General features: G+C 60.7%; 24 protein-coding genes. 5 read left to right on the top strand and 19 right to left on the bottom strand.

The window, feature by feature from the left end:
- Nucleotides 1-12: 12 nt before the first annotated feature.
- A complete protein-coding gene (gene sciP / locus ACR0NB_RS05075) occupies nt 13-306 on the bottom strand; it encodes a CtrA inhibitor SciP (RefSeq protein WP_480775097.1) in 294 nt (97 codons plus the stop codon).
- Between the two features lie 130 nt (nt 307-436).
- On the opposite strand from sciP, the gene mnmA reads away from it, so the two are divergent.
- Entirely contained in the window at nt 437-1,582 is a 1,146-nt protein-coding gene (mnmA, locus tag ACR0NB_RS05080) for a tRNA 2-thiouridine(34) synthase MnmA (protein ID WP_170390053.1), read from the top strand.
- Here the strand turns inward: mnmA and ACR0NB_RS05085 are convergent.
- The 18 genes from ACR0NB_RS05085 to ACR0NB_RS05170 form a co-directional block, all read right to left on the bottom strand.
- Complete coding sequence (locus tag ACR0NB_RS05085; protein ID WP_480775624.1) at nt 1,576-2,160, bottom strand: hypothetical protein; 585 nt, start codon at nt 2,158-2,160, stop codon at nt 1,576-1,578. The genes mnmA and ACR0NB_RS05085 overlap by 7 nt on opposite strands.
- Complete coding sequence (gene lpxB, locus ACR0NB_RS05090; RefSeq protein ID WP_480775098.1) at nt 2,160-3,317, bottom strand: lipid-A-disaccharide synthase; 1,158 nt, start codon at nt 3,315-3,317, stop codon at nt 2,160-2,162. The genes ACR0NB_RS05085 and lpxB overlap by 1 nt, the downstream gene beginning before the upstream one ends.
- Nucleotides 3,317-4,111, bottom strand: coding sequence for an LpxI family protein (locus ACR0NB_RS05095; protein ID WP_170368419.1), 795 nt, complete (start codon nt 4,109-4,111; stop codon nt 3,317-3,319). Before ACR0NB_RS05095 ends, lpxB begins: the two co-directional genes overlap by 1 nt.
- A 4-nt stretch (nt 4,112-4,115) precedes the next feature.
- Complete coding sequence (gene lpxA, locus ACR0NB_RS05100; protein WP_170363500.1) at nt 4,116-4,901, bottom strand: acyl-ACP--UDP-N-acetylglucosamine O-acyltransferase; 786 nt, start codon at nt 4,899-4,901, stop codon at nt 4,116-4,118.
- Nucleotides 4,898-5,371, bottom strand: coding sequence for a 3-hydroxyacyl-ACP dehydratase FabZ (fabZ, locus tag ACR0NB_RS05105; protein WP_170339263.1), 474 nt, complete (start codon nt 5,369-5,371; stop codon nt 4,898-4,900). Before fabZ ends, lpxA begins: the two co-directional genes overlap by 4 nt.
- Nucleotides 5,372-5,443: 72 nt before the next feature.
- Nucleotides 5,444-6,028 carry an OmpH/Skp family outer membrane protein gene (locus tag ACR0NB_RS05110; RefSeq protein WP_480775099.1) on the bottom strand — a complete coding sequence of 195 codons (585 nt, stop codon included), beginning with the start codon at nt 6,026-6,028 and terminating at the stop codon, nt 5,444-5,446.
- 5 nt (nt 6,029-6,033) lie between these two features.
- On the bottom strand, nt 6,034-8,394 hold the full coding sequence (gene bamA / locus ACR0NB_RS05115; RefSeq protein ID WP_170371099.1) for an outer membrane protein assembly factor BamA: 2,361 nt from the start codon (nt 8,392-8,394) through the stop codon (nt 6,034-6,036).
- Between the two features lie 127 nt (nt 8,395-8,521).
- Nucleotides 8,522-8,650: a hypothetical protein gene (locus tag ACR0NB_RS05120; RefSeq protein WP_254920122.1), complete on the bottom strand. Its 129-nt coding sequence runs from the start codon at nt 8,648-8,650 to the stop codon at nt 8,522-8,524.
- Nucleotides 8,651-8,753: 103 nt separating this feature from the next.
- Nucleotides 8,754-10,106: an RIP metalloprotease RseP gene (gene rseP, locus ACR0NB_RS05125; RefSeq protein WP_170390040.1), complete on the bottom strand. Its 1,353-nt coding sequence runs from the start codon at nt 10,104-10,106 to the stop codon at nt 8,754-8,756.
- A 4-nt stretch (nt 10,107-10,110) separates the two neighbouring features.
- Nucleotides 10,111-11,283, bottom strand: coding sequence for a 1-deoxy-D-xylulose-5-phosphate reductoisomerase (gene dxr, locus ACR0NB_RS05130; RefSeq protein WP_480775100.1), 1,173 nt, complete (start codon nt 11,281-11,283; stop codon nt 10,111-10,113).
- Nucleotides 11,283-12,065: a phosphatidate cytidylyltransferase gene (locus tag ACR0NB_RS05135; RefSeq protein ID WP_170338692.1), complete on the bottom strand. Its 783-nt coding sequence runs from the start codon at nt 12,063-12,065 to the stop codon at nt 11,283-11,285. The genes dxr and ACR0NB_RS05135 overlap by 1 nt, the downstream gene beginning before the upstream one ends.
- Nucleotides 12,062-12,793, bottom strand: coding sequence for a polyprenyl diphosphate synthase (gene uppS, locus ACR0NB_RS05140; RefSeq protein ID WP_170450047.1), 732 nt, complete (start codon nt 12,791-12,793; stop codon nt 12,062-12,064). The genes ACR0NB_RS05135 and uppS overlap by 4 nt, the downstream gene beginning before the upstream one ends.
- Before the next feature lie 9 nt (nt 12,794-12,802).
- On the bottom strand, nt 12,803-13,366 hold the full coding sequence (frr, locus tag ACR0NB_RS05145) for a ribosome recycling factor (protein ID WP_170338696.1): 564 nt from the start codon (nt 13,364-13,366) through the stop codon (nt 12,803-12,805).
- Nucleotides 13,367-13,549: 183 nt separating this feature from the next.
- Nucleotides 13,550-14,545: an acryloyl-CoA reductase gene (gene acuI / locus ACR0NB_RS05150; RefSeq protein ID WP_480775101.1), complete on the bottom strand. Its 996-nt coding sequence runs from the start codon at nt 14,543-14,545 to the stop codon at nt 13,550-13,552.
- An 88-nt stretch (nt 14,546-14,633) separates the two neighbouring features.
- Entirely contained in the window at nt 14,634-15,737 is a 1,104-nt protein-coding gene (locus tag ACR0NB_RS05155) for a dimethylsulfoniopropionate demethylase (RefSeq protein WP_170442650.1), read from the bottom strand.
- Entirely contained in the window at nt 15,738-16,265 is a 528-nt protein-coding gene (locus ACR0NB_RS05160; protein ID WP_480775102.1) for a DinB family protein, read from the bottom strand. It lies immediately after the preceding gene.
- A complete protein-coding gene (locus ACR0NB_RS05165; protein WP_093962001.1) occupies nt 16,265-16,969 on the bottom strand; it encodes a DUF1326 domain-containing protein in 705 nt (234 codons plus the stop codon). The genes ACR0NB_RS05160 and ACR0NB_RS05165 overlap by 1 nt, the downstream gene beginning before the upstream one ends.
- A 4-nt stretch (nt 16,970-16,973) precedes the next feature.
- Complete coding sequence (locus ACR0NB_RS05170) at nt 16,974-17,765, bottom strand: DUF2182 domain-containing protein (protein WP_170371111.1); 792 nt, start codon at nt 17,763-17,765, stop codon at nt 16,974-16,976.
- A gap of 85 nt (nt 17,766-17,850) precedes the next feature.
- Here ACR0NB_RS05170 and ACR0NB_RS05175 point away from each other — a divergent pair, with 85 nt between their 5' ends.
- From ACR0NB_RS05175 to ACR0NB_RS05190, 4 genes are all read left to right on the top strand, one after another.
- On the top strand, nt 17,851-18,582 hold the full coding sequence (locus ACR0NB_RS05175; RefSeq protein ID WP_170339285.1) for a FadR/GntR family transcriptional regulator: 732 nt from the start codon (nt 17,851-17,853) through the stop codon (nt 18,580-18,582).
- A gap of 127 nt (nt 18,583-18,709) precedes the next feature.
- Complete coding sequence (locus tag ACR0NB_RS05180; protein ID WP_170363508.1) at nt 18,710-20,110, top strand: selenium-binding protein SBP56-related protein; 1,401 nt, start codon at nt 18,710-18,712, stop codon at nt 20,108-20,110.
- 13 nt (nt 20,111-20,123) lie between these two features.
- The gene (locus ACR0NB_RS05185) at nt 20,124-20,774 is read left to right on the top strand and encodes a hypothetical protein (protein WP_170339290.1); all 651 of its coding nucleotides are present in this window, start codon (nt 20,124-20,126) and stop codon (nt 20,772-20,774) included.
- Between the two features lie 64 nt (nt 20,775-20,838).
- Nucleotides 20,839-21,201 (top strand): DUF4345 family protein, encoded by a 363-nt coding sequence (locus ACR0NB_RS05190; RefSeq protein WP_093961997.1) that lies wholly within the window; start codon nt 20,839-20,841, stop codon nt 21,199-21,201.
- Nucleotides 21,202-21,206: the final 5 nt, after the last annotated feature.

Consider the following 21,206-nt stretch of genomic DNA (forward strand, 5'->3'; position numbering starts at 1 on the left):
CCGTTGAATCAACTATTCGTTTTCGCCTTTAGGTTGTCTATATTTTTTTAGCGCCGTCACTTTCAAAGCCTCGATTCCGTGTTCGGCGACCGCGGACACCCATGTGTTGAACTCTTCGTCACTCAGGCCGTATCGTTTCTTGGCGTCCGACAAGGAGATCAATCCATAAAGCACGCCTCGAACGACAATGGCCTTTCTTGATGCGACCCAGCGTTTCGTATCCGCAGGCGGCAAATCCACTCGGGACAAAACAGACCCATCCGGCAGGGTAACTGACCTTGGTCCCTCAACTTTGTGCAAATACATCTTTCGACCCTTTTTCTGGTGCCACAAAGCTGACGGCAGTCTACTTAATGCGCGGTGAAACCGCCCCTTGAGAGTGCGTAGAATTTTCCTATATTCTGCCGGTCTTTCTTAACCCGGACTGGAACAGCCCATGGCCCTCGATACCGAGACTCCGCTCAACTCGCTTGGCTTTGCCAAACCCCCGTCGGAAACGCGGGTGGTCGTCGCCATGTCGGGCGGTGTCGACAGCTCGGTCGTGGCGGCGTATCTGGCGGATCAGGGCTATGACGTTGTTGGGGTTACGCTGCAGCTCTATGACCACGGGGCGGCGCTGGCCAAGAAGGGTGCGTGCTGTGCCGGGATCGACATCCACGACGCCCGCCGTGTGGCCGAGGAACGCGGCTTCCCGCACTACGTTCTGGATTATGAAAACATCTTCAAGGACGCCGTGATTGACGAGTTCGCCGACAGCTATCTGGCCGGCGCGACTCCGGTGCCCTGCATCCGCTGCAACGAGCGCGTCAAGTTCAAGGACCTGTTGGAAACCGCCAAGGATCTCGAGGCCGACTGCATGGCGACCGGCCATTACATCCAGCGCAAAATGGGTCCCAATGGCCCCGAATTGCACTGCGCCGAGGATGCCAACCGCGACCAGTCCTATTTCCTGTTCTCGACCACGCCCGAGCAGTTGGAGTTCCTGCGCTTCCCGCTGGGGCATCTGCCGTCCAAGGACGCGACCCGCGAGATGGCCGCGCAATACGGGCTGAGCGTAGCCGATAAGCCCGACAGCCAGGACATCTGCTTCGTGCCCAACGGCAACTATGCCAGCGTGATCGAGAAACTGCGCCCCGGCGCGGCCGAACCGGGCGAGATCGTTCACGCCGACGGTCGCGTTCTGGGCCAGCACGACGGCGTAATCCACTACACGATCGGCCAGCGACGCGGTCTTGGCATCGGCGGGCTCAGTGAGCCGCTCTATGTCGTCAAGCTGGACGTGGATCGCAAACAGGTCGTCGTCGGCCCAAAGGAACTGCTGGCCACCCGCACCATTCCCGTGCGCGAGATCAACTGGCTGGGCGATGAGCCCTTCACCTCGCAGAAAGAATGGCATGTTTCGGTCAAGGTCCGCTCGACCCGCCCCCCGCGCGAGGCAATCATCCGCCCGCTGACCGACACCACCGCCGAGGTCGAATTGCTGACGCCCGAGGAAGGTGTCTCGCCCGGTCAGGCCTGCGTGTTCTATGAAACCGGTGGCAGCCGGATCTTTGGCGGCGGCTGGATCTGGCGCGGTTACTGAACCGCGTCGGTCCACGAATTGCTGAGAATATAAAGCCCGGCGCAGATCATGACGTAAGGCACGAGGTACTCCAGCCGTTGCGCCAGGCGCCCCGTCATGATCTGGGCGCGCCCACCGATCAGCCCCACAACCGCAAGGGAGAGCGCGGCCAGACCTGCCCCGAGCACACCTGCCAGCCGGAAATCGGGGGTCGAGTCCGCCAGCAAGGGGGCGAGGACCGCAAACGTGTCCATCGAAAGGCTTATGAACAACAACATTGTCACAAGCGCCGAGGCGCTGCCCGGCACTGCGGGCGCGTCCTGCGCATTTGTTCCGCGAAGCTGTCGAGCGGCCCCAAAAAGCCCCAAGGCCAGAGGGATGGCGCCGAGGTAGCCCGCCCAGTGCGGCACAACATCTTCGACCCCCAGCGCCAGCAGGAAAGCCGCGCCGATCACAAGCCCCTGTGCCAGCAGGAACCCCAGAACCGCGCGTTGCGGGCCGGTTACGATCATTAGGGCGACCAGCGCCATGAGGTTGTCGAGATTGGTCAGCACCTGCGCCATGAAGGCCGAGGCCGCAAAGACCACATAGTCCAGCATCACGGCGTCATCCGCTCCAACACCGCGCGCGCGGCCCGAAGACCGGGCGCTTCGCCACCGCGGCCGAGACGCTCCATCGTGACGGCCATGGCCTGTTCCTGCGCGTCCGGCGCGGCCGACACGGAGTCAAGCGCGGCGGAAATGGCTTCAGGCGTGCAGTCATCCAGCAGGCATTCCGGCACTGTCCGGGTTTCGGACACCAGGTTGACCAGCGTGACCGTATCCAGCTTGACCATGCGTTCGGCGATCTTCTGGGTCAGCCAGGTCAGTTTATAGGCAATCACCATCGGCGTGGACTGGGCCGCCAGCTCCAATGAGACCGTGCCGGATGCGGCCAGCGCGATCTCGGCGGCGGCAAAGGCCGCACGTTTGCTGGCCACCGCCTGATCCGTGGCGATGTTGCGCGGGTCCACCACGACCGGCTGCCCCGGCCAGGACCGGACATGGGCGGCCACGGTATCGGCCACATGCGCGACCGCCGGAACCACCACTCGCATGTCGGGGCGGTCTTTCAGGTACAGGTCAAGCGCCGCGCCGAATACGGGCGCCAGCCGATCGACCTCACCCCGGCGCGAGCCGGGCAAGGCCAGCAGGATCGGCGCATCCCCCAGCCCGTGATCGGCGCGGAACTGTGCAATCTGCGCGTCGTTTGCAACCGGCTCGCTGGCCACCGGGTGGCCCACGAAATCGCACTCCATTCCGGCGTTTTCCATATAGGGTGGCTCGAACGGCAGCAGGGCCAGAACATGGTCGATGACTTTGGCCATTTTGTCCGCCCTCTTGGGGCGCCAGGCCCAGACGCTAGGCGCAACATAATGTACGGTCCGTATTTTGCTGCGCGTCTTGACCTGCTTGGCCACGCGCAGCGAAAAGTCGGGACTGTCGATTGTGATCAGAACGTCGGGCTGGGTATCCAGAACGGCCTGAGCGGTTTCGGCGATGCGGCGCTTGAGGTGAAAGAACTTGGGCAGAACCTCGACCAGGCCCATCACGCTGAGCTCGGACATCGGAAAGCGGCTGACCAGACCCTGAGCCTGCATCAGCGGCCCGCCAACCCCGTCGAATTCGATATCCGGAACAAGGGACTTCAACCCCTCCATCAGCGCACCGCCCAGACGGTCGCCCGACGGTTCACCGGCGACCAGAAAAACGCGCATCAGACGGCCCGCTCATGTACGTGCAGGAACAGGCCCAGGCGGTCGCATTCCGCGATCACTTGGGGCCGGTCCAACACGATCACCCCACCCTTTTCGATGACGATGCCGGACAAACCGGCCGCAACGGCGCTGGATACGGTGTCGGGGCCGATGGCAGGCAGATCGGCACGTCGGTCTTGGCCCGGCTTGGGGCCCTTGAACAGAATACCACCGCCCGCATCAGGGCGAGCGGCCAGAGATTGCAGCATCCAGGTCGTGCCGAAGGCCCCTTCGACAACCAGAACTTGGCCTTTGTGAACAACGCAAGCCTGTCCGATATCCGCTGCCCCCATGGCACGCAGGACACCCACGGCCCGGTTCGCATCGCCCAGTTCCGCCTCGGTCGGCTGTGCCTGGGTCAGACACCCGAGAGGAGGCAACAGGTCCGGAGCGATCTCGTGTGCGGCCCGCACGCGCAGTCCGGCGCCCTCCAAAATGCCGATCACCGCCCGCAAGGCTCCGTCGTCACCCGACACCAGCGCCTGCTGGATGATCGGAACCAAGGGCATGGTCTGCGCGTCAATCCGGGCGGGGTTTATGTCTGGCCTGCGGACCGCACCTGCGAGGCATACATCTGTGACGCCGCGCGCTTTGAGCTCGGCGACAAAACTGCCCAACTGCTCCAGCGGGAAGGTCACGTCTGGCGTCAGAGTGTCGGGCTGAAATCCCTCCATCGCGCAAACCAAGGGGCGTTCCGGCAGGTGTGCAACCAGTTCGTCCGGCAAAACCCCTGTTCCCGCGATCAGAGCCAGCATGATCCTATTTCCTTGGTGTCAGGAACGAACGATCGCTTTCGCCCGTCACGAATTCCACGATCTGACGCACATAGTCGCTGTCTGTGCTGTCGCCCAGACGCTTGGCGCGGTCCATAAAGGTGCCCTCGCCTTCGGACAGCTCGCGAAAGGCCGCACGCAGCGCCGAAATGTCCGCGCGGGAAACGCCGCGGCGTTTCAGGCCAACAAGGTTCAGCCCCTCCAATTCGCCGCGCGAGGCCTGAACCAGGCCGTAAGGGATGACATCGTTGGGCACCATGGTCAGCGCACCGATGATGGCGCCGCGGCCCACGCGCACCCATTGATGCAATCCGGAAATGCCGCCGATGATCACGTCATCCTCGATGATGCAGTGGCCGGCGGCGCCGGAATGGTTCACCATGATCACCCGGTTGCCGATCTGCACGTCATGGGCCACATGGACACCGGCCATAAGCAGGCAATCATCGCCGATGCGGGTCACGCCGCCGCCACCCTCGGTGCCGGTATTGACCGTAACGTGTTCCCGGATGCGGTTTCGCTTGCCAATTTCCAGCCGCGTGTTTTCGCCCCCGAACTTGAGGTCCTGCGGGATTTCACCAATCACCGAAAAGTTGAAGATGACGCAGTCGTCACCGATCGAGGTATCTCCGGTGACAACCACATGCGACTTCAGCTCGACTCGGTCGCCCAAACGCACCTGTGGCCCCACATGGCAGAACGGGCCGATTACGCAGTCCTGGCCGATCTGAGCGCCGTCTTCGATGATCGCGCTGGGATGAATTCGGCTCATGCTGTTTTTTCCATATCCCAATCGACATAGGCCGAGAACTCGGCCTCGGCCGCCACTTCACCGTCCACGGTCGCACGGCCGCTGAACTTGAAGATCTTGCCGCCCTTCTTGCCGCGCACGGTTTCGACATGCATTTTCAGCACGTCACCCGGCACCACTTTGCGGCGGAATTTGCACTTGTCGATATTCATGAAATAGATAAGCAGCTCGCTGTCGATGACATCCATGCCGACGCCCAGCATAACACCTGCGGTTTGCGCCATCGCCTCGACGATGGTCACGCCGGGCATGATCGGCGTTCCGGGGAAATGGCCCTGGAAATGTGGCTCGTTCATGGTGACGTTCTTGATACCAACCGCCGACTGATAGCCGTCAATCTCTTCCACCTTGTCAACCAGCAGGAACGGATAGCGATGCGGCAGGATCCGCTGGATCAGCTGAATGTCGGCGCTCTTGGTTTCCGTGGTCATTTTCAGGATGTCCTGTTCTCGAGGTCTCGTTCACGCGTGGTTAGCAATACCCGTACCCAAGGGCAAGCCACGCTATGGCTTGTCGCCCTCTTCCAGCTGCGATCCGTCGCCGATGGCCGCGTCGATCTTGCGGATGGCGATGGCCGTAACATCCGAGGCGTCCGAGCTGAGAAATACGTTGGATCGTTCGATGATCAGCGACGCGCCAGTTTCACGCAGCAGGTCGATGAGCACGGGCTGGGCCAGCTCAAAGAACTGATTGCGCGCCTCGTCACTGCGGCGGGCCAGAGCATCCAGTTTCGCGCGTTGCCCCTCGCGGTGAGACTGAACCTTTCGGTCGAAGGCTTCCGCAAGCGGGCGGAACTCCTCAGGGCTCAACACTTCCCGCTTTTCCGTCAGCTCTTTTTCCTCGCGGCTCAGCTCGGCAACGATGCGTTCATTTTCAGCGGCCAGCGCAGCACTTTCTGCTTCGATCTCATCAAAAACCCGTCGCCCGAATGCGGACTCGGTAAAGATCCGGTCGCTTGAGATGGTCAGCACGCCGGATTGCGGTACACCCAACTGCTGGGCGGCCAGTGGGAGCGACACCACCAGGAAGATCAAAACACACAGGGCCCGTGACGGGCCCTGTACAAACTTCGATATCGCTTTGACCATGGACGTCAGAACCGTGCCTGAATGGTAAAGTCGAAGTTCTGCTCTTTGTCGAAGTCTTCCTTCTTCACGGCCTGCGAGAAGTTGAACCGCAGCGGACCGAACGGCGTATCCCATAGCAGCGAGACGCCGATGACCTGACGGATCGAGCCGTCTGCGCCGACGATATTGGCACCTGTCGTATCAACATTGTTGATGTTGTACAGGTTGCCGATGTCATAGAAGACACCGCCGCGCAGCCCCAGTTCCTCTGGCAGACCCAACGGGAAGTCCGACTCGAACCGGGCGACCCAGTAGTAGTTGCCGCCGATCGCATCATCCTGCCCGTTCGACAGGTCACGAGGGCCGATACCGGCCGGCTCGAAGCCGCGGAACGTTGTCGGACCCAGAACATAACGGTCAATTGCCCGACTGAAGTCGTCACCTTGCCAATGGAGCGCGCCGGCCTCGAAGGACGCACGCAGCGTCATTTCCTCGTTCAGAACCTTTGTCTGGGCAATCGCCCGGGTCGAGGTCTTGAAGTACTTGTTGTCGCCACCAAGGCCAGCCGCGTCCACGCCGACCTCGAACAGAACACCTGCATTCGGGTTCAGGCCGCCCAGCCGGCTGTCATAGACATAGGCCAGCCCCAGCGAGCTTGTCGAACGCTTGCCTTGCGCGATTTCCGACGCGATGACTGCCCCGTTGACCTCGTCATCCTGCTGCGACATCTCGGACTTGTTCCAGTTGTAACGCAGCCGCAACGAGGACAGTTCGCCAATCGCATAGCTGAGCTGCGGATTGATGAACACGCTCTTGGTGTCATAGCTGGCAAAGCTGGAATTGGTCCTTGAAAGGCCAAAGCCCAGATCGAAACGCAGTTTCCGGCCCAACAGGTACGGTTCGGCAAAGTTGATGACGTACTGCTCAGAGTCCTGCGCAGTCGACAACGTCAGGCCAAATTCCTGTCCGCGCCCGAGGAAGTTCCGTTCCTCAAGCCGGATGGCGATCCCGAAACCGTCGGAAACCGAGTAGCTGCCGCCCAACGCCAGTGAACCGGTCGGCTGCTCCTGGACATCCACGTCCACGATCACCTGGCTGGGGCTGGACCCTTCGCGGGTTTCCACATCCGCGACCGAGAAGAAACCCAAGGCCCGGATACGTTCGGCACTCTGCCGGATTTCGCGCGGGTTGAAGGGGTCACCCTCGACCGTGTCGAACTGGCGCCGGATGACCCGGTCCAGAGTGGTCGTGTTGCCCTCGATGTCGATCCGTTCGACGAAAATGCGCGGGCCTCTGGTCAGCACGAACTGAACATCCAGCGTCAGGTCACGGTCGTTGCGGGTCACGCGCGGCTCAACGCGCAGGAAGTCGACGCCCTGCTTCAGGCCAAGACGTTCCTGCCGAGCGATCGAATTCTCAATCAGAGTTGGTGAATACGTGACACCAGGTTTGATCTTGAGGGCTTTCTGATACTCGGCCGCATCAACGCCCGGGATTTCGCTGACCGTCGAGATGTTGCCGAACGAGAATTTCTGACCTTCGGTGATGTTCATCACCAGATAGAAGGCGTCGCGCTCACGCGTGAACTCGACATTGGCGCTGTTGATCCGAAAATCGACATAGCCGCGCGACAGGTAGAAATCACGCAGAACCTGTTTGTCGAATTCGATGCGGTCGGCAATGAACGTGTCACCGCGCAGGAAGGTACGCAGGATGTTGGCCTGCTTGGATTCAAGGACACGGCGCAGACGACGGTCGGAATATGCACGGTTTCCAACAAAGCTGACGCGCTCGATCTCAATCGTGGTGCCTTCGGCGACTTCAAAAACCAGATCCACCCGGTTGTCGCTGCGGCGGATGATCCGCGGAATGACAGTGGCCGACACACGCCCTTGCGCCGAGTAGATTTCGGCGATCTTGTCAGCGTCGGACTCCGCGACCTGCGGGGTGAACACCCGGCGAGGCTGCGACGAGATTGCCTGGATCAACACGTCGTCCTTGACGCGGCGATTGCCCTCGATGCTGATCTTGTTGATCGTCGGATACTCGGCGACCTCGATCACCAGAGTGTTCCCGCGCGGGGTCAATTCGACTGTCTCAAAAACACCACTGTCAAGCAAACGCTGGTAGGCGTCATTCAACTGGCCCGCAGTGACTGTCTGACCGGGTGTGATTCCTGTCCGGGCGATGATGGTGGACGTCTCAATGCGACGGTTGCCCTGAACATCGAACGACGAAATCGTGTAGGTCTGGGCCTGGGCGGCTTGCGGTACCGCCGTAAAACTCATTGCCGCAAAGAGGAAAAAAATCGTTAGTGCCCGCCACAAAATATTGTCGTGCGGTTGCGCAGTACCGCAGGATGTGCCCGCGCCTCTCCTGTAAGCCATTTTTGTCTCTACCTAGAATTTCGGACTTTAGAAGTTGAGTAGCCGCTCTGATGGGCCTTGTCAAAAGCACAAACGAAAAACGCGACCGGATCGGTCGCGCTCGGGTCGTTCAGCTGGGTATGGGGAATCACATACCGGCCAGATATGCGGCGCCTGCCAGTGCCAAAGCGGTCAGCCCAAAGCTCAGCAACGCGTCCCAGTTCAATACAAACAGGAAGCTGAAGCCCCGATAGGAATTTCGCAATGCCTTGGTCATTGGTTACAGCCCGCTTAATTGCATGTCTCGGCAGAATTACCCCAAACAAACTAGGTTTGAATTGAGGCAATTTTGCGACCGCAACGCGTCAATGCCGCCACAATCAGCAGAACAGGTCGTTGCTTACCGAGAAGATCATGAGGCTGAGAATTAACGTGATGCCCACCGCCATCAACAGTTGCAAAGCTCGGTCGCTGGGCGGTTTCCCCGCGACTGCTTCGTAGGCGTAGAAAACAAGGTGCCCCCCGTCCAATGCCGGGATTGGGAACAGGTTCAGCAAGCCTACAGCAGTGGACAGAACCGCGATGAAGAAGATGAAGCTCTGCGCCCCTTGGCTCGCCATCGCGCCCGAGGTTTCCGCGATACCAATGGGTCCGGACATGTTGCAGGTGCTGATCGCACCGGTGACCATGTGCCATATGCCGGACAGCGACCCCTCGATGATGCGGCCGGTCTGGATGACACCGCCATGCAGCGAGTCGACTAGACCCGCAGGTTCGGTCGCCGGCACCAGCATCATGCCGCCGACGATTCCAATCCGCCATTCGGTTTTGAAGCCGCCGTCCGCCTGCGGTTCATCCGTGCGACGCGGCGCCAGTGCAAATTCCAACTCGGCGCCGTCGCGCCAGACGTCCAGCAGAAGCACCTTTCCGTCCGAGCTTTCGACCTTTTCCTTGAGCTGTTCGAAGGCAAAAATCGGTTCGCCATCAACCGAGGTGATGACGTCGCCCGCCTGCAACTGGATATCCATCGCAGCACTGCGCGGGGCGACCTGCTGGATCAAGGGCGGGAACAGCCATGGAGCCGACACGTCGAGGGTCTGGCCGTCGCGGATGACAGTGTATTCGAGAACCGGCTGCACCGGCAGCGCTTCGGTAAACTCGGTCCAGGCCCCCTCCTGATCGAAATCAGGCGTGGGGATGCCAGCGATCGCAACGATTTCGTCCCCCTCCTGAAGCTCCTGCACGGTGCCCGGCAGAGGTTTCAGCGATCCGACTGTCAGTGGCTCGCGGGTCACGCCTTGCGACCAGAAGATCAAACCGAAGACAAGGATCGACAGAACGAAATTGAAGACCGGCCCGGCTGCAACCGTGGCAGTCCGCGCCCAAAGCGGTGCGCCATGCATCGTCCGACGCAATTCCTCGGGGCTTTGCGTGGTGATTTCGGCCATCGTCTCGGCGTCCTTGCCCGAGGCCGCATTGGCATCGCCCAGGAATTTCACGTAACCGCCAAAAGGCAGCAGAGCGATCTGCCATTTGGTGCCGCGTTTGTCCATTCGGCTCCAAAGCACCGGACCAAAACCCAACGAGAACACCTCGGCATGGATCCCCGACCAGCGGCCAACGATGTAATGCCCGTATTCATGCACCGCCACGATGACGGACAGCGCCACGACGAATGCGGCAATCGTATAGACCAGCCCACCAAATTGCGGGATCAGCGAGAGTATGTCCAAAATTCTATCCTGCTCTTCGTAGTACGGCGTCATCCACCCATTGACGTGCCAGATGGTCCGTTTTCAGGACGTTATCAAGGGTCAAAGGGGCATCAATAAGGCCGCCTGCATCGTCGAAACGGCCCAGAACGGCGGCCACGGCGTCGGTCATGTCCAGAAAGCCGATGCGTTGACCGATGAAATGATCCAACGCACGCTCCTTGGCGGCGTTGAAGATCGCGCCTGACAGGCCACCGCGCTGCATGACCTCGCGGGCCAGCCGCAGGGCCGGGTAACGCGCCGGGTCCGGATCACGAAAACGCAGCTGGCCCAACTTGGCCAGGTCCAGGCGCGGCACCGGCAGGTCGCGCCTTTCGGGCCAATGCAGTGCATAGCCGATCGCATGCCGCATATCAGGCGCGCCCAAATGCGCCATCACTGCGCCATCGCGAAATCCGACGAGAGCATGCACGATGGATTCCGGGTGAACCACAACCTCGATCCGTTCAGCGTTGATCCCGAAAAACTCTTTGGTCTCGATTACTTCCAGCGCCTTGTTGAACATCGAGGCGCTGTCGATCGTTATCCGCTGACCCATGTCCCAATTGGGGTGGCTCGAAGCTTGCTCGACCGTAGCGCCGGCCAGCTTCTCGACCGGCCAGTCGCGAAAGGCGCCGCCGCTGGCAGTGATGATGATGCGCTCGACCGCATCCATGTCTTCACCCACAAGCGCCTGAAAGACCGCCGAATGTTCGCTGTCGACAGGCAGCAGACGCGCGCCATGGCGTTCCGCGGTTTCCAGAACAAGCGGGCCGGCACACACCAGCGTTTCCTTGTTTGCCAAGGCCAGGGTCGCGCCTTGCTTCAAAGCCTCAAGCCCCGGCGCCAAACCGGCCGAGCCAACAATGGCGGACATGACCCAGTCTGCTGGGCGAGCGGCCGCTTCGATCAGCGCGGTTGTGCCCGCGGCGGCCTCGATCCCTGTGCCGGACAATGCATCGCGAAGATCATCCAGATGCTGGTCAAAGGCGGTTACTGCCACTTCAGCGCCCAGCCGGCGGGCGTCCTGCGCCAACTGCCGGACATTCGCCCCGCCGGTGACGGCGACCACCTTGTAATCCTCCGGGGCCCGAGCAATCAGATCGATCGTATTCTGGCCAATCGATCCGGTCGCGCCGAATATCGAAACCTTTCGCATCAGATTTCCCCGGGCGAATAGACCAGCGACGCGATCAGAACCATCAGCGATGCACCCATCATGCCGTCAAATCGATCCAGAAAACCGCCATGTCCTGGCACCAGGTTCGAGCTGTCTTTGACCCCGAACCGCCGCTTGACGGCGCTTTCCACGATATCACCGGCCTGGCTGGCCATCGAGGCCAGGACCGAAACCAAAACAAACCGATAGCCAAACCCGGCATACGCGGCAACGGCTGCGCCCACCAGCGCGGCTGCCACCCAGCCGCCCGCCGTGCCCGACCAGGTTTTCTTGGGGCTGACCCGCGGCCAGAACTTCGGGCCACCGAACGTCTTTCCCACGAAGTACCCAGCTACGTCCGTGGCAACGACGACCAGGATCAACCAGACCATCCAGCCAAACCCCATCGTCTCGCGGATCTGGATAAACCCGTAACCCGCACAGGCAATCCACATGGCAAACAGCACGTAGATCCCGCGTGAGTGCGAGACCTGCCCTGCCCCGACCAGTGCGGGCGCGATCAGAAAGGGCAGTTTGTAGAGCGGCGGAACATGATAGCTGAGCATGACGGCAACGCCGGTCAGGATTCCCAACTGAACCGCGACGCCCATCCGATCGGAATCGATCATGCGAACCAGTTCCCAGGTCATCAGACCGCACGCTGCGGCAACAAATGTCTCGAACCATAGTCCGCCCAGCCAAACCTCGACCGCTCCAATAGCGACCAGTACCAGGGCAGACAACACCCGGGTGGTGAGGTCGGACCATCGGCCGTCCGTCATGCCGGAACTGCTCCGAACCGGCGTTCGCGAGACCCGAAGCTCTTGCACAGCCGTTCCAGCTCGGCCGCGGTGAAGTCGGGCCAGAGCGTGTCGATGAATTCGTATTCCGAGTAAGCGGATTGCCAGAGAAGGAAATTCGATATCCGCGCCTCGCCACTGGTGCGAATGACCAGATCGGGGTCAGGCAGGACGCGCGTGTCCAGATATCTGGGCAGCGTTTCCTCGTCGACATCTTCGGGTCGCAGGTTGCCTGCGGCAACGTCCCGCGCCAGCCGCTTGGTTGCCCGGGCCACTTCGTCCCGACCACCATAGTTGAGAGCGACGGTCAGGTGGACAAGGTCATTTTCGGCCGTCTCGCGCTCCAGCGTGTCCATCAACTCGATCAGTTTGGCATCCAGCCGCACCCTGTCGCCAATGAATCGAACGCGGATACCGTTTTGGGCCAAGGTACGGGTTTCCTTGATGATGTAGCGCTTGAACAGGCTCATCAGACCGGCAACCTCGACCTGGGTCCGTTTCCAGTTTTCCGTCGAAAAGGCAAAAATCGTCAGGTACTTGATCCCCAGCCCCGGACAGGCTTCGACCACTTCGCGCACCCGACGGGCACCGGCGTGATGTCCGTACAGGCGTGGCCGGCCGCGCGCCTGGGCCCACCTACCGTTGCCATCCATGATGATGGCCACGTGACGCGGACCACAGGGGGGCTCGTTTTGGGGATCAGCGGGCATGGCTTGCGCTCAAACCTGCATGATTTCGGCCTGCTTGGCCTCGAGGGCCGCATCTACGGCCTTGATCATCTGGTCGGTCAGTTCCTGAACCTCGGTTTCCCAGAACTTCTGATCGTCTTCCGACAGGCCGTCGGCCTTGGCTTTCTTGATTTGATCCATGCCATCGCGGCGCACGTTGCGAATGGCAACGCGGGCGTGTTCGGCGTATTGCCCGGCCACTTTGCCCAGCTCGCGGCGGCGCTCTTCGTTCAGCTCGGGGATCGGCAGCATGATGATCGTTCCGTTCAGCTGCGGATTGATGCCCAGTCCGCTTTCCCGGATTGCCTTTTCCACTTTGCCGACCAAAGACTTGTCCCAAACATTCACGGTGACCATGCGCGGCTCGGGAACGTTCACGGTGCCGACCTGGTTGATCGGTGTCATCGACCCATACGCATCCACCATAACCGGCTCGAGCATCGAAGCCGACGCACGCCCGGTGCGCAGCGACGCGAATTCGGTTCTGAGGTTGGCCATCGCGCCATCCATGCGGCGTTTCAGATCATCGGTGTCCAGTTCAAAATCGTCAGACATGCTGCTCACTCCCCGTCTTCAGGTGATGTTGGAATGGCTCTTACGCCATCGCACCTGGGATGTATAGCAATCATGATCGGGAAATGTGGCAATGACCAGAGTTGTTTCCGCGAAAAAACCGATCCCCCGGACGAAAAAGACCGGCCCTGTGGCGAGCCGGTCTGGCACAGAAAAAACCAAGGCTCAGGCGTTCAGGTCAACGACCACGCGTCCCTTGACCTGACCGTTGAGGATGTCGGCACCCAGCTTCGGAAGATCATTCAGAGTGGCCGGCTGAACCATCGCTTCCAGCTTGTCCATCGGCAGATCCGAAGCCACCCGCTGCCAGGCCCGCAGTCGGTTGTCGAACGGCTGCATCACGCTGTCGATACCCAACAGGTTGACTCCGCGCAGCAGGAACGGAATGACGGTCGCCGGCAAGCCCGCGCCACCGGCCAGACCGACCGCTGCCACTGAGGCGCCATACTTCATCTGACCCAGAACGCGCGCCAGCATTGCGCCCCCGACGGCATCAACGCAGCCAGCCCAGGTTTCGCTTTCCAGCGGACGTTTGGTGGTTTCGTTCAACTCGTCACGCGGCACGATCGACGTCGCACCAAGCGCCTTCAGATAGCCTTCGGTTTCAGGCCGCCCGGTCACTGCCGCAACTTCGTATCCCAGATTGGCCAAAATCGCCGTGGCAACCGAGCCGACGCCCCCAGCTGCACCGGTTACCAGAACCGGCCCGCGGTCGGGCGTCAGACCGTGATCTTCCAGCGCCATCACCGCCAGCATCGCGGTAAAACCGGCAGTTCCCACGGCCATGGCCCGGCGCGTGCTCAACCCCTCGGGCAGAGGGACGAGCCAGTCGGCCAGCGCGCTGGCCTTCTGGGCGTATCCGCCCCAATGCGCCTCACCCACGCGCCAACCGGTCAGCACGACCTTGTCGCCGGGTTTGTACCGGTCGTCCGAGGATTCTTCGACAGTTCCAGCATAGTCGATCCCGGGCACATGCGGATAACTTCGGACCAGACCGCCGCCCTTGGGCGACATGCACAAACCATCCTTGTAGTTGACGGTCGAGAACTCGACGGCCACACGTACTTCACCATGCGGCAAGTCATCTTCCGAGATTTGCTTGATCACCGGGCTGGCCAGTCCGCTTTCCTCGTCCTTTTCCATCACCAAAGCGTTGAACATATTCCAATTCCTTTCATTGACCGTGGCCCGATCGATCTCTCATCTGGCCCAAATGCTTCCCGGGCGCGTCCCGCGCGCCCTTCCCGGCTCAAATCCAGAACTTGTCCTGCACGATTGCAGTCCGCATTCCAGACGGCGTTTCGACTTCAACCTGCGTTCCCGGATCCCAATGGCTCAGCCGCAGCATACCGATCGACACGTTGGTTTGAAAATCCGGCGACCAGGTGGCCGAGGTCACCTGGCCCACACGCTTGCCGCCGCCATAGACCGGCCACGGCCGATCGCAGGGGGGCACCGCGTCGCCCTCGATCGCGATCGGACGGATTTGCTGAACCGGCCCCTCTTTGGCCACCCGCAACAGCGCATCCCGCCCGATGCAGCCAATGGCCGTATGCGTGTTGCAGAACTTGCCCAACCCGCATTCATGGGGCGTGTTGTCATCGGTCATGTCATTGCCGTAAGACAGCAACCCGCCCTCGATCCGCTCGATCAGGTTGGGGCAGCCCGCCCGAACCTGCAGGTCCTCTCCGGCGGCGAAAAGCGCATTCCACAAGGGCATGCCGACGTCGCCGCCTTCGACATAGATCTCGAACCCGCCCTGTTTGGAATAGCCCGACCGCGCAATCGCCAGATCACGCCCCTCGAACTGGAACATGTCGAACTTGAAGAAGCGGATATCACGCACCCGGTCGCCAAAGACCCGCGCCATCAGGTCATCCGACTTGGGTCCCTGCACCGCCAAAGGCGAAACGTCCGGCTCATCCACCAGAACATCCAGTCGATATCCGTTGGCCAAGCCTTTGACCCACAACAGCAAATCGCTGTCTGCGATCGAAATCCACCAGCGGTCATCCGCCAGTTTCACCGCCACGGGATCGTTCAGCATCCCCCCGGTTTCGTCCACGATCGGCACATAGTAGCACTGGCCCGGCAACATGCCGCGCAGGTCGCGCGGGGTCAGCATCTGCATCAGCCGCGCGGCATCGGGGCCTCGCAGTTCGACCTGCCGCTCACAAGACACGTCCCAGACCTGAACATGGGTCTTGAGATGCCGATAGTCGGCCTCGACGCTTTCAAAAACCGTCGGCAGCAACATCCGGTTGTACACGGTATAGCCTTTGACACCGGCCGCCTCGACCCCGTCGGAGAACGGCGTGCGCCGCAGCCGGCGCGACAAAGAAATCTGTGGCACTTAGACCTCCTCGGGCAAGAAAACGAGATCACTGACCGGAGCCTCAGACCCGGCCTCGGTCAGCATTTTGTGGATTTGTCCCCGGTGATGCGTTTGATGATTGAAAAAATGCATCACACACACGGCGTAAGGTAATGTAATGTTTTCTTCTTTTGCTGCGGAATACCATGTGAACGGGCCCGAGATTGGCTCGTCGCCCAGAGTATCAACCCAAGCATCGATCCGGGCATCGATGGTCTCGCGCAGTGGAAGCCAGTGCGCCAGATCCGGGCACAGGTGGACGCTTTCGTGAATACCGCCGCCCTTGCGGTGCGGATTGCTTTCAGGCCCCGGACCTTTGTCGAACCGGGACATCCAGATCCAGTCGCCCCACAGCAGATGGTTGGCAGTCCCCAGGATCGACCCGAAAAACGCGCCGCGTTCCCGGGTCAACTCCTCGGGAGAAAGCTCTTGAAGAAAACCCGCCAACTGGCTGTTCTGCCAGCGGTTATAGCGGGCCATCTGCCGAGCATAGGCGCCGGTGATCATCACTTGGGTCCGTGCCAGTCGATCGGGCAGATTTCGGCAGATTTGCCGCCGAAATCCCAGACACGACCATAATCGCGCACCTTCGACTTGGTACCACGCGCCACGATGATGTCCGGGCCCATCCAATACTTGGAGTTCGAAACCATGACCGGATGCTCGGGGTCTTTGCCTGCCAGCATCTCGATCTCACCCTGGATCTTGCGGCCGATGACGATGCGGCGTTTGTTGCCGTCGCGCTCGATCTGCACTGGAGCACGCTCGGCGCCGATGATTTCACTCACCAGCATCGTGAACAGCCCGGTGGTGCCACCCGCCTGCCCGCTGAAAATCTGCAACAGGCCGTTGTACGCCTTGCCACTTGCGCGCTCATCCACGTAAGCGGCAACCTTCCACTGGCCTTCGCCCATCCGGCCAGGAATATCGACCAACAGACCGACGTTCAGACCTGACAGGTCTTCGCCTTCATAGTGTCCCTCGTCGATGATCACGCCCATCCACGCATGACAATGCCCTTCGGTCGGAGGGTGCGCCCCCAGCGAAACCACGCAGGGGCAGAACACGTCGCAGGAGCAGTTCAGGATAAGCTCACCCTTGATGGCCCAGTCCGTCGGGCTCATCTCGCGGCGCTTGGGATTTGGCATCCGGCTGTCAATTCGCTGACTGACCGGCAGCTTGTCGGCATCGGGTTTTCTGTTTTTTGCCATCGGCTTATCCTCCGTATGCAATTGGGTAGATCAGTAGCCCAAGGCCACCTGCAATCAAAGCGAAACCCAGCGGCCGTGTCAGAACATGACCGATCTGGGGCAATTTCTCCAACACCATGAACAGGGTCGCCAAACCCATCCACAGCAGGCTCATCACGCCTCCGACAAAGCCAAGCGCCATGAACCCCCAGCAGCAGCCGACACAAAAGGCGCCCAGCCCCAGCCCCATGCGCAGACCGCCAGAGAAGCCGGTGCGCCAGTGTCCAAGGAAATAGGTCATGGGTGCATGACACACCCCGTGGCACACCTCCTTGGCGCGCGTGAATTGAAAGGCACCGACGGCAATCAGAAGACCGGCGGCAAAAAGCGGAGACTTGGCAATGCCCAGCATGTCGATCACGCCCCCGAACAACAAAGCCAGCTGAACACCTGTGATCAACGCGGCGAACCCGGCCCAAACCACGAAGTAACCCAACAGAACGCCGACCCACCCAAGCCTTGTTCCATTGGCGCTCTGGATCAAATCCTCATAGCTTCTCAGTGTCGGAACCAGCGTTGGAAGCATCATCGCGGCCATCATGATCGCCCACATCACGAACAGCGGGCCGAACTCGGCCATCGGCATGTACATGTCCATGCGGGGATCCATCGCACGCATCGCCTCGGCCATTGGCCCGGGTCGGCCAATCCAATCGACGCCCATGTCGCGGCTCATGGTGTACATCACCCACCAGGCCCACAGGATCAGGACGAAAAAGCCCAGCCACAAACCACTGCGTAGAAGTGCCCGACTCATGTTCCCTCCCGACTCGGTGCTTGCTTTTCAAATGTCAGACTTTTAAATGTCAGACAAATAAATTTTTCACGGCGGCCTGCAGAAGATGAAAATCGATCCCCAGAAAAGCACCGACCTGTCCGCGCAGATCGCCCAGGCCATCCGCGATGCCATCGTATCAGGAGAGCTGATCGTGGACGAGCGCCTGCCCTCGGAATCCGAGCTTGCGGACCAGTTCCAGGTGTCGCGCCCCACCGTGCGCGAGGCGCTGAAACGGCTGGCGGCGCAATCGCTGATCCGTACCCAGCGCGGCGCGACGGGGGGTGCCTTCGTCAACCGGCTGAGTTTCCAGGACGCTTATTCTCAGCAGATCACGACTTCGACGCTGTTGCTGTCGATGAACGAGGTCAGCTTCGACACCGCTTGCGAGGCCCGCTATGCGTTGGAACGTGCCTGCGCGCGCCTGTCGGCCCAGCGGCGCACCGCCGATCAATTGGCCACCATGCGCGCGGAAATCTTCCGTCAGGCGCAGCCCGGTCTGACGGATGAGGCCTTCTGCGCCTCGGACGTGGCTTTTCACCGGGCACTGGTCGATGGCGCGGGCAACCCTGTCCTGTCCTATCAACTGGCCGGAGCCGTCGAGGCGATGCAGCCCCTGATGAACATGATCACCTTCACCGCCCGCTCGCGCGAGGAGATCATCCGCCTGCACAGCAAGATCGCCGACGCGCTGGAGGCGCAGGACGCCGAGACCGTCGACGCCGCGCTGGTCGAACTGGAAACCTACACCCGCCGCCTGGCCCATGATGTGGCCGAACGTCGGCGGAAACCGGCCTGAAGACACTCTGAATTCTTCTTGACGCATCACATCAACGGAAAGGACACTCGAGCAGGCAGACCATCATCCGGCGGGAAGACCGGCACTCTCAATAAAATTGATTTTCAATGACTTACGGGAGGACGTTATGAACAAAAGACCGGATCCAACATTCTATCCATCCGCCAAGATGGCCATGGAGGCCCCGCCCGAAACCTTGGCCTTCACGCTGATGCTCAGCCCCGATTTTTCGCAGCCCGATGGCTTGGCGGTTGTGAATGTCGACCCAACTTCGGGCGATTACGGAAAGATCGTTCACAAGGTGATGATGCCCAACAAGGGCGACGAGTTTCACCATTTCGGATGGAACGCCTGTTCTTCGGCCCTGTCTCCGCTGACCGGCCACGCTTTTCTTGAGCGCCGGTACCTGATCATCCCCGGTATCCGTTCCAGCCGGATCTACGTGATTGACGTGAAAGAGCCGCTGAAGGCCAAAATTCACAAGATCATCGAACCCGAAGAAGTCTTTGCAAAGACGGGATATTCCCGCCCCCACACGATCCATTGCGGACCCGAAGGCATCTATGTCAGCACCTTGGGCGGTGGCGGGCCGGATGGCACCGATGGACCTCCGGGCATCTTCATCATGGATTGCGAGACCTTCGACATCATCGGGCGTTACGAGATCGAGCGCGGCGTGCAGGACAAGCACTATGATTTCTGGTGGAACCTGCCGCGTGACTACATGGTCAGTTCCGAATGGGGTCTGCCCCCGCAATTCGAAAACGGGATCGTGGCCGAAGATCTTCTGTCGAACAAATATGGCCACCGGATCCATTTCTGGAACCTGCGCGACCGCACCAACATCCAGACCATCGATCTGGGCGAGAACCACCAGATGGCGCTGGAAATCCGGCCGGCGCATGACCCGGTCAAGCAATACGGGTTCTGCGGTGTGGTGGTCGACACCACCAATCTTCAGGGCGCAATCTTTACCTGGTGGCGCAACAAGGATGGCAGTTTCGAGGCCAAGAAGACCATCACGATCGACCCGCAACCCGCTGATCCGGATGATCTTCCCGATCTGCTCAAAGGGTTCTCGGCGGTGCCGCCTCTGGTGACCGACATCGACCTGAGCTTGGACGACAAATACCTGTATGTCGCGTGCTGGGGCACCGGTGAAATGCACCAATACGATGTCTCGGACCCGATGAAGCCCAAGCTGGCCGGCAAGGTCGAGATCGGCGGAATCGTCAAGAAAACCAAGCATCCCAACGGCAAGGACTTTGGTTATGGCCCGCAGATGGTCGAGATCAGCCGTGACGGCAAACGCGTCTATTGGACCAATTCGCTCTATTCCACATGGGATGACCAATTCTATCCCGGCGATCGCGGCGCTGCGATGGTCAAGGCAGATGTAGGCGAAAAAGGCGGCCTGACACTGGACAAGGATTTCTGGGTGGACTTCCCGAAAGGGTATCGCAGCCACCAGATCCGGCTTGAGGGAGGAGACTGCTCCACCGACAGTTTCTGCTACCCTTCGGTCTGAATTGGACGTCTTGATGACATCGACGGCCGGCCTCTGGCTGGCCGTTGTGCTGAGCGGCGCCTATCACGGGTTGAACCCCGGTATGGGCTGGCCGTTGGCCGTGTCGGCGGCATTGATGGAGCAACGCCAATCCGCTCTCTGGCGCGCGTTGGCAGCGCTGGCGGGCGGGCATTTTGTGGCGATGCTGGGTGTTTTGCTGCCCTTTGCGCTGATGACCATCCTTGTAGACTATCAGCGCGAAATCCGGATCGGAGCGGCGCTGATCGTGATCGCTATGGGCCTCTACATCGCGATCACCCGGCGCCACCCACGGTTTCTGGCGCGCGTACCGCCCAGTCGGCTGGCGCTGTGGTCGTTTCTGGTGGCGTTGGCGCATGGTGCGGCGCTGATGCTGGTCCCGATCTATCTGGGCCTGTGCGGGCTGGACGAGCTGGATACCGGCCACAGAGCCGTGTCAGAGATCATGGGCACCAATGGCCTGCTGGTCCTGGCTGTGGCCGCGGTCCATACGGGCGCTATGATGCTGGGCGGCGGTGCGCTGGCCTTCGCGGTCTATCGCTGGCTGGGCCTGCAGTTTCTGTCGCGCAGCTGGTTCAACCTGGAAATGGTCTGGGCGCTCAGCCTGATCCTTGTGGGTGTACTCGGCCTCTGGGCCGCAATCTGAGGTCTTCCCCCTGCCCCGAAACAGATTAGGTTCGACGGGCAGGCATTTGAAAAGCGAGGCCCCCATGACCGGAACACTCAACATCATCGCAGCCCTTCTGACCATCGGCTTTGGCCTGTTCGGCTTTCTGGCTCCGGCCTGGACCGCGGCCTCGCTGGACCTTGCGCCCACCAACAGCACGATGGGCCTCAGTGAAATGCGGGCCTCGGTCGGCGGGTTGTTCGTCGTGACCGGCATCGCTGTATTGTGGCTGAACCACCCGATGGCCTACGCGATGTTGGGCGTTGTCTATGCGGGCGCGGCGCTGGGTCGGTTCGTGTCCGTTTTGCTGGACAATCCCCCCTTGGCCAAGGCGTTGACCTTCGGCGGAATCGAGCTGGTGCTGGCAATTTGGCTGATCGCCGCCAACCTCTCCAAGCCTGCGTGAAAGGT

Source organism: Ruegeria sp. CG3 (genome assembly GCF_056537205.1).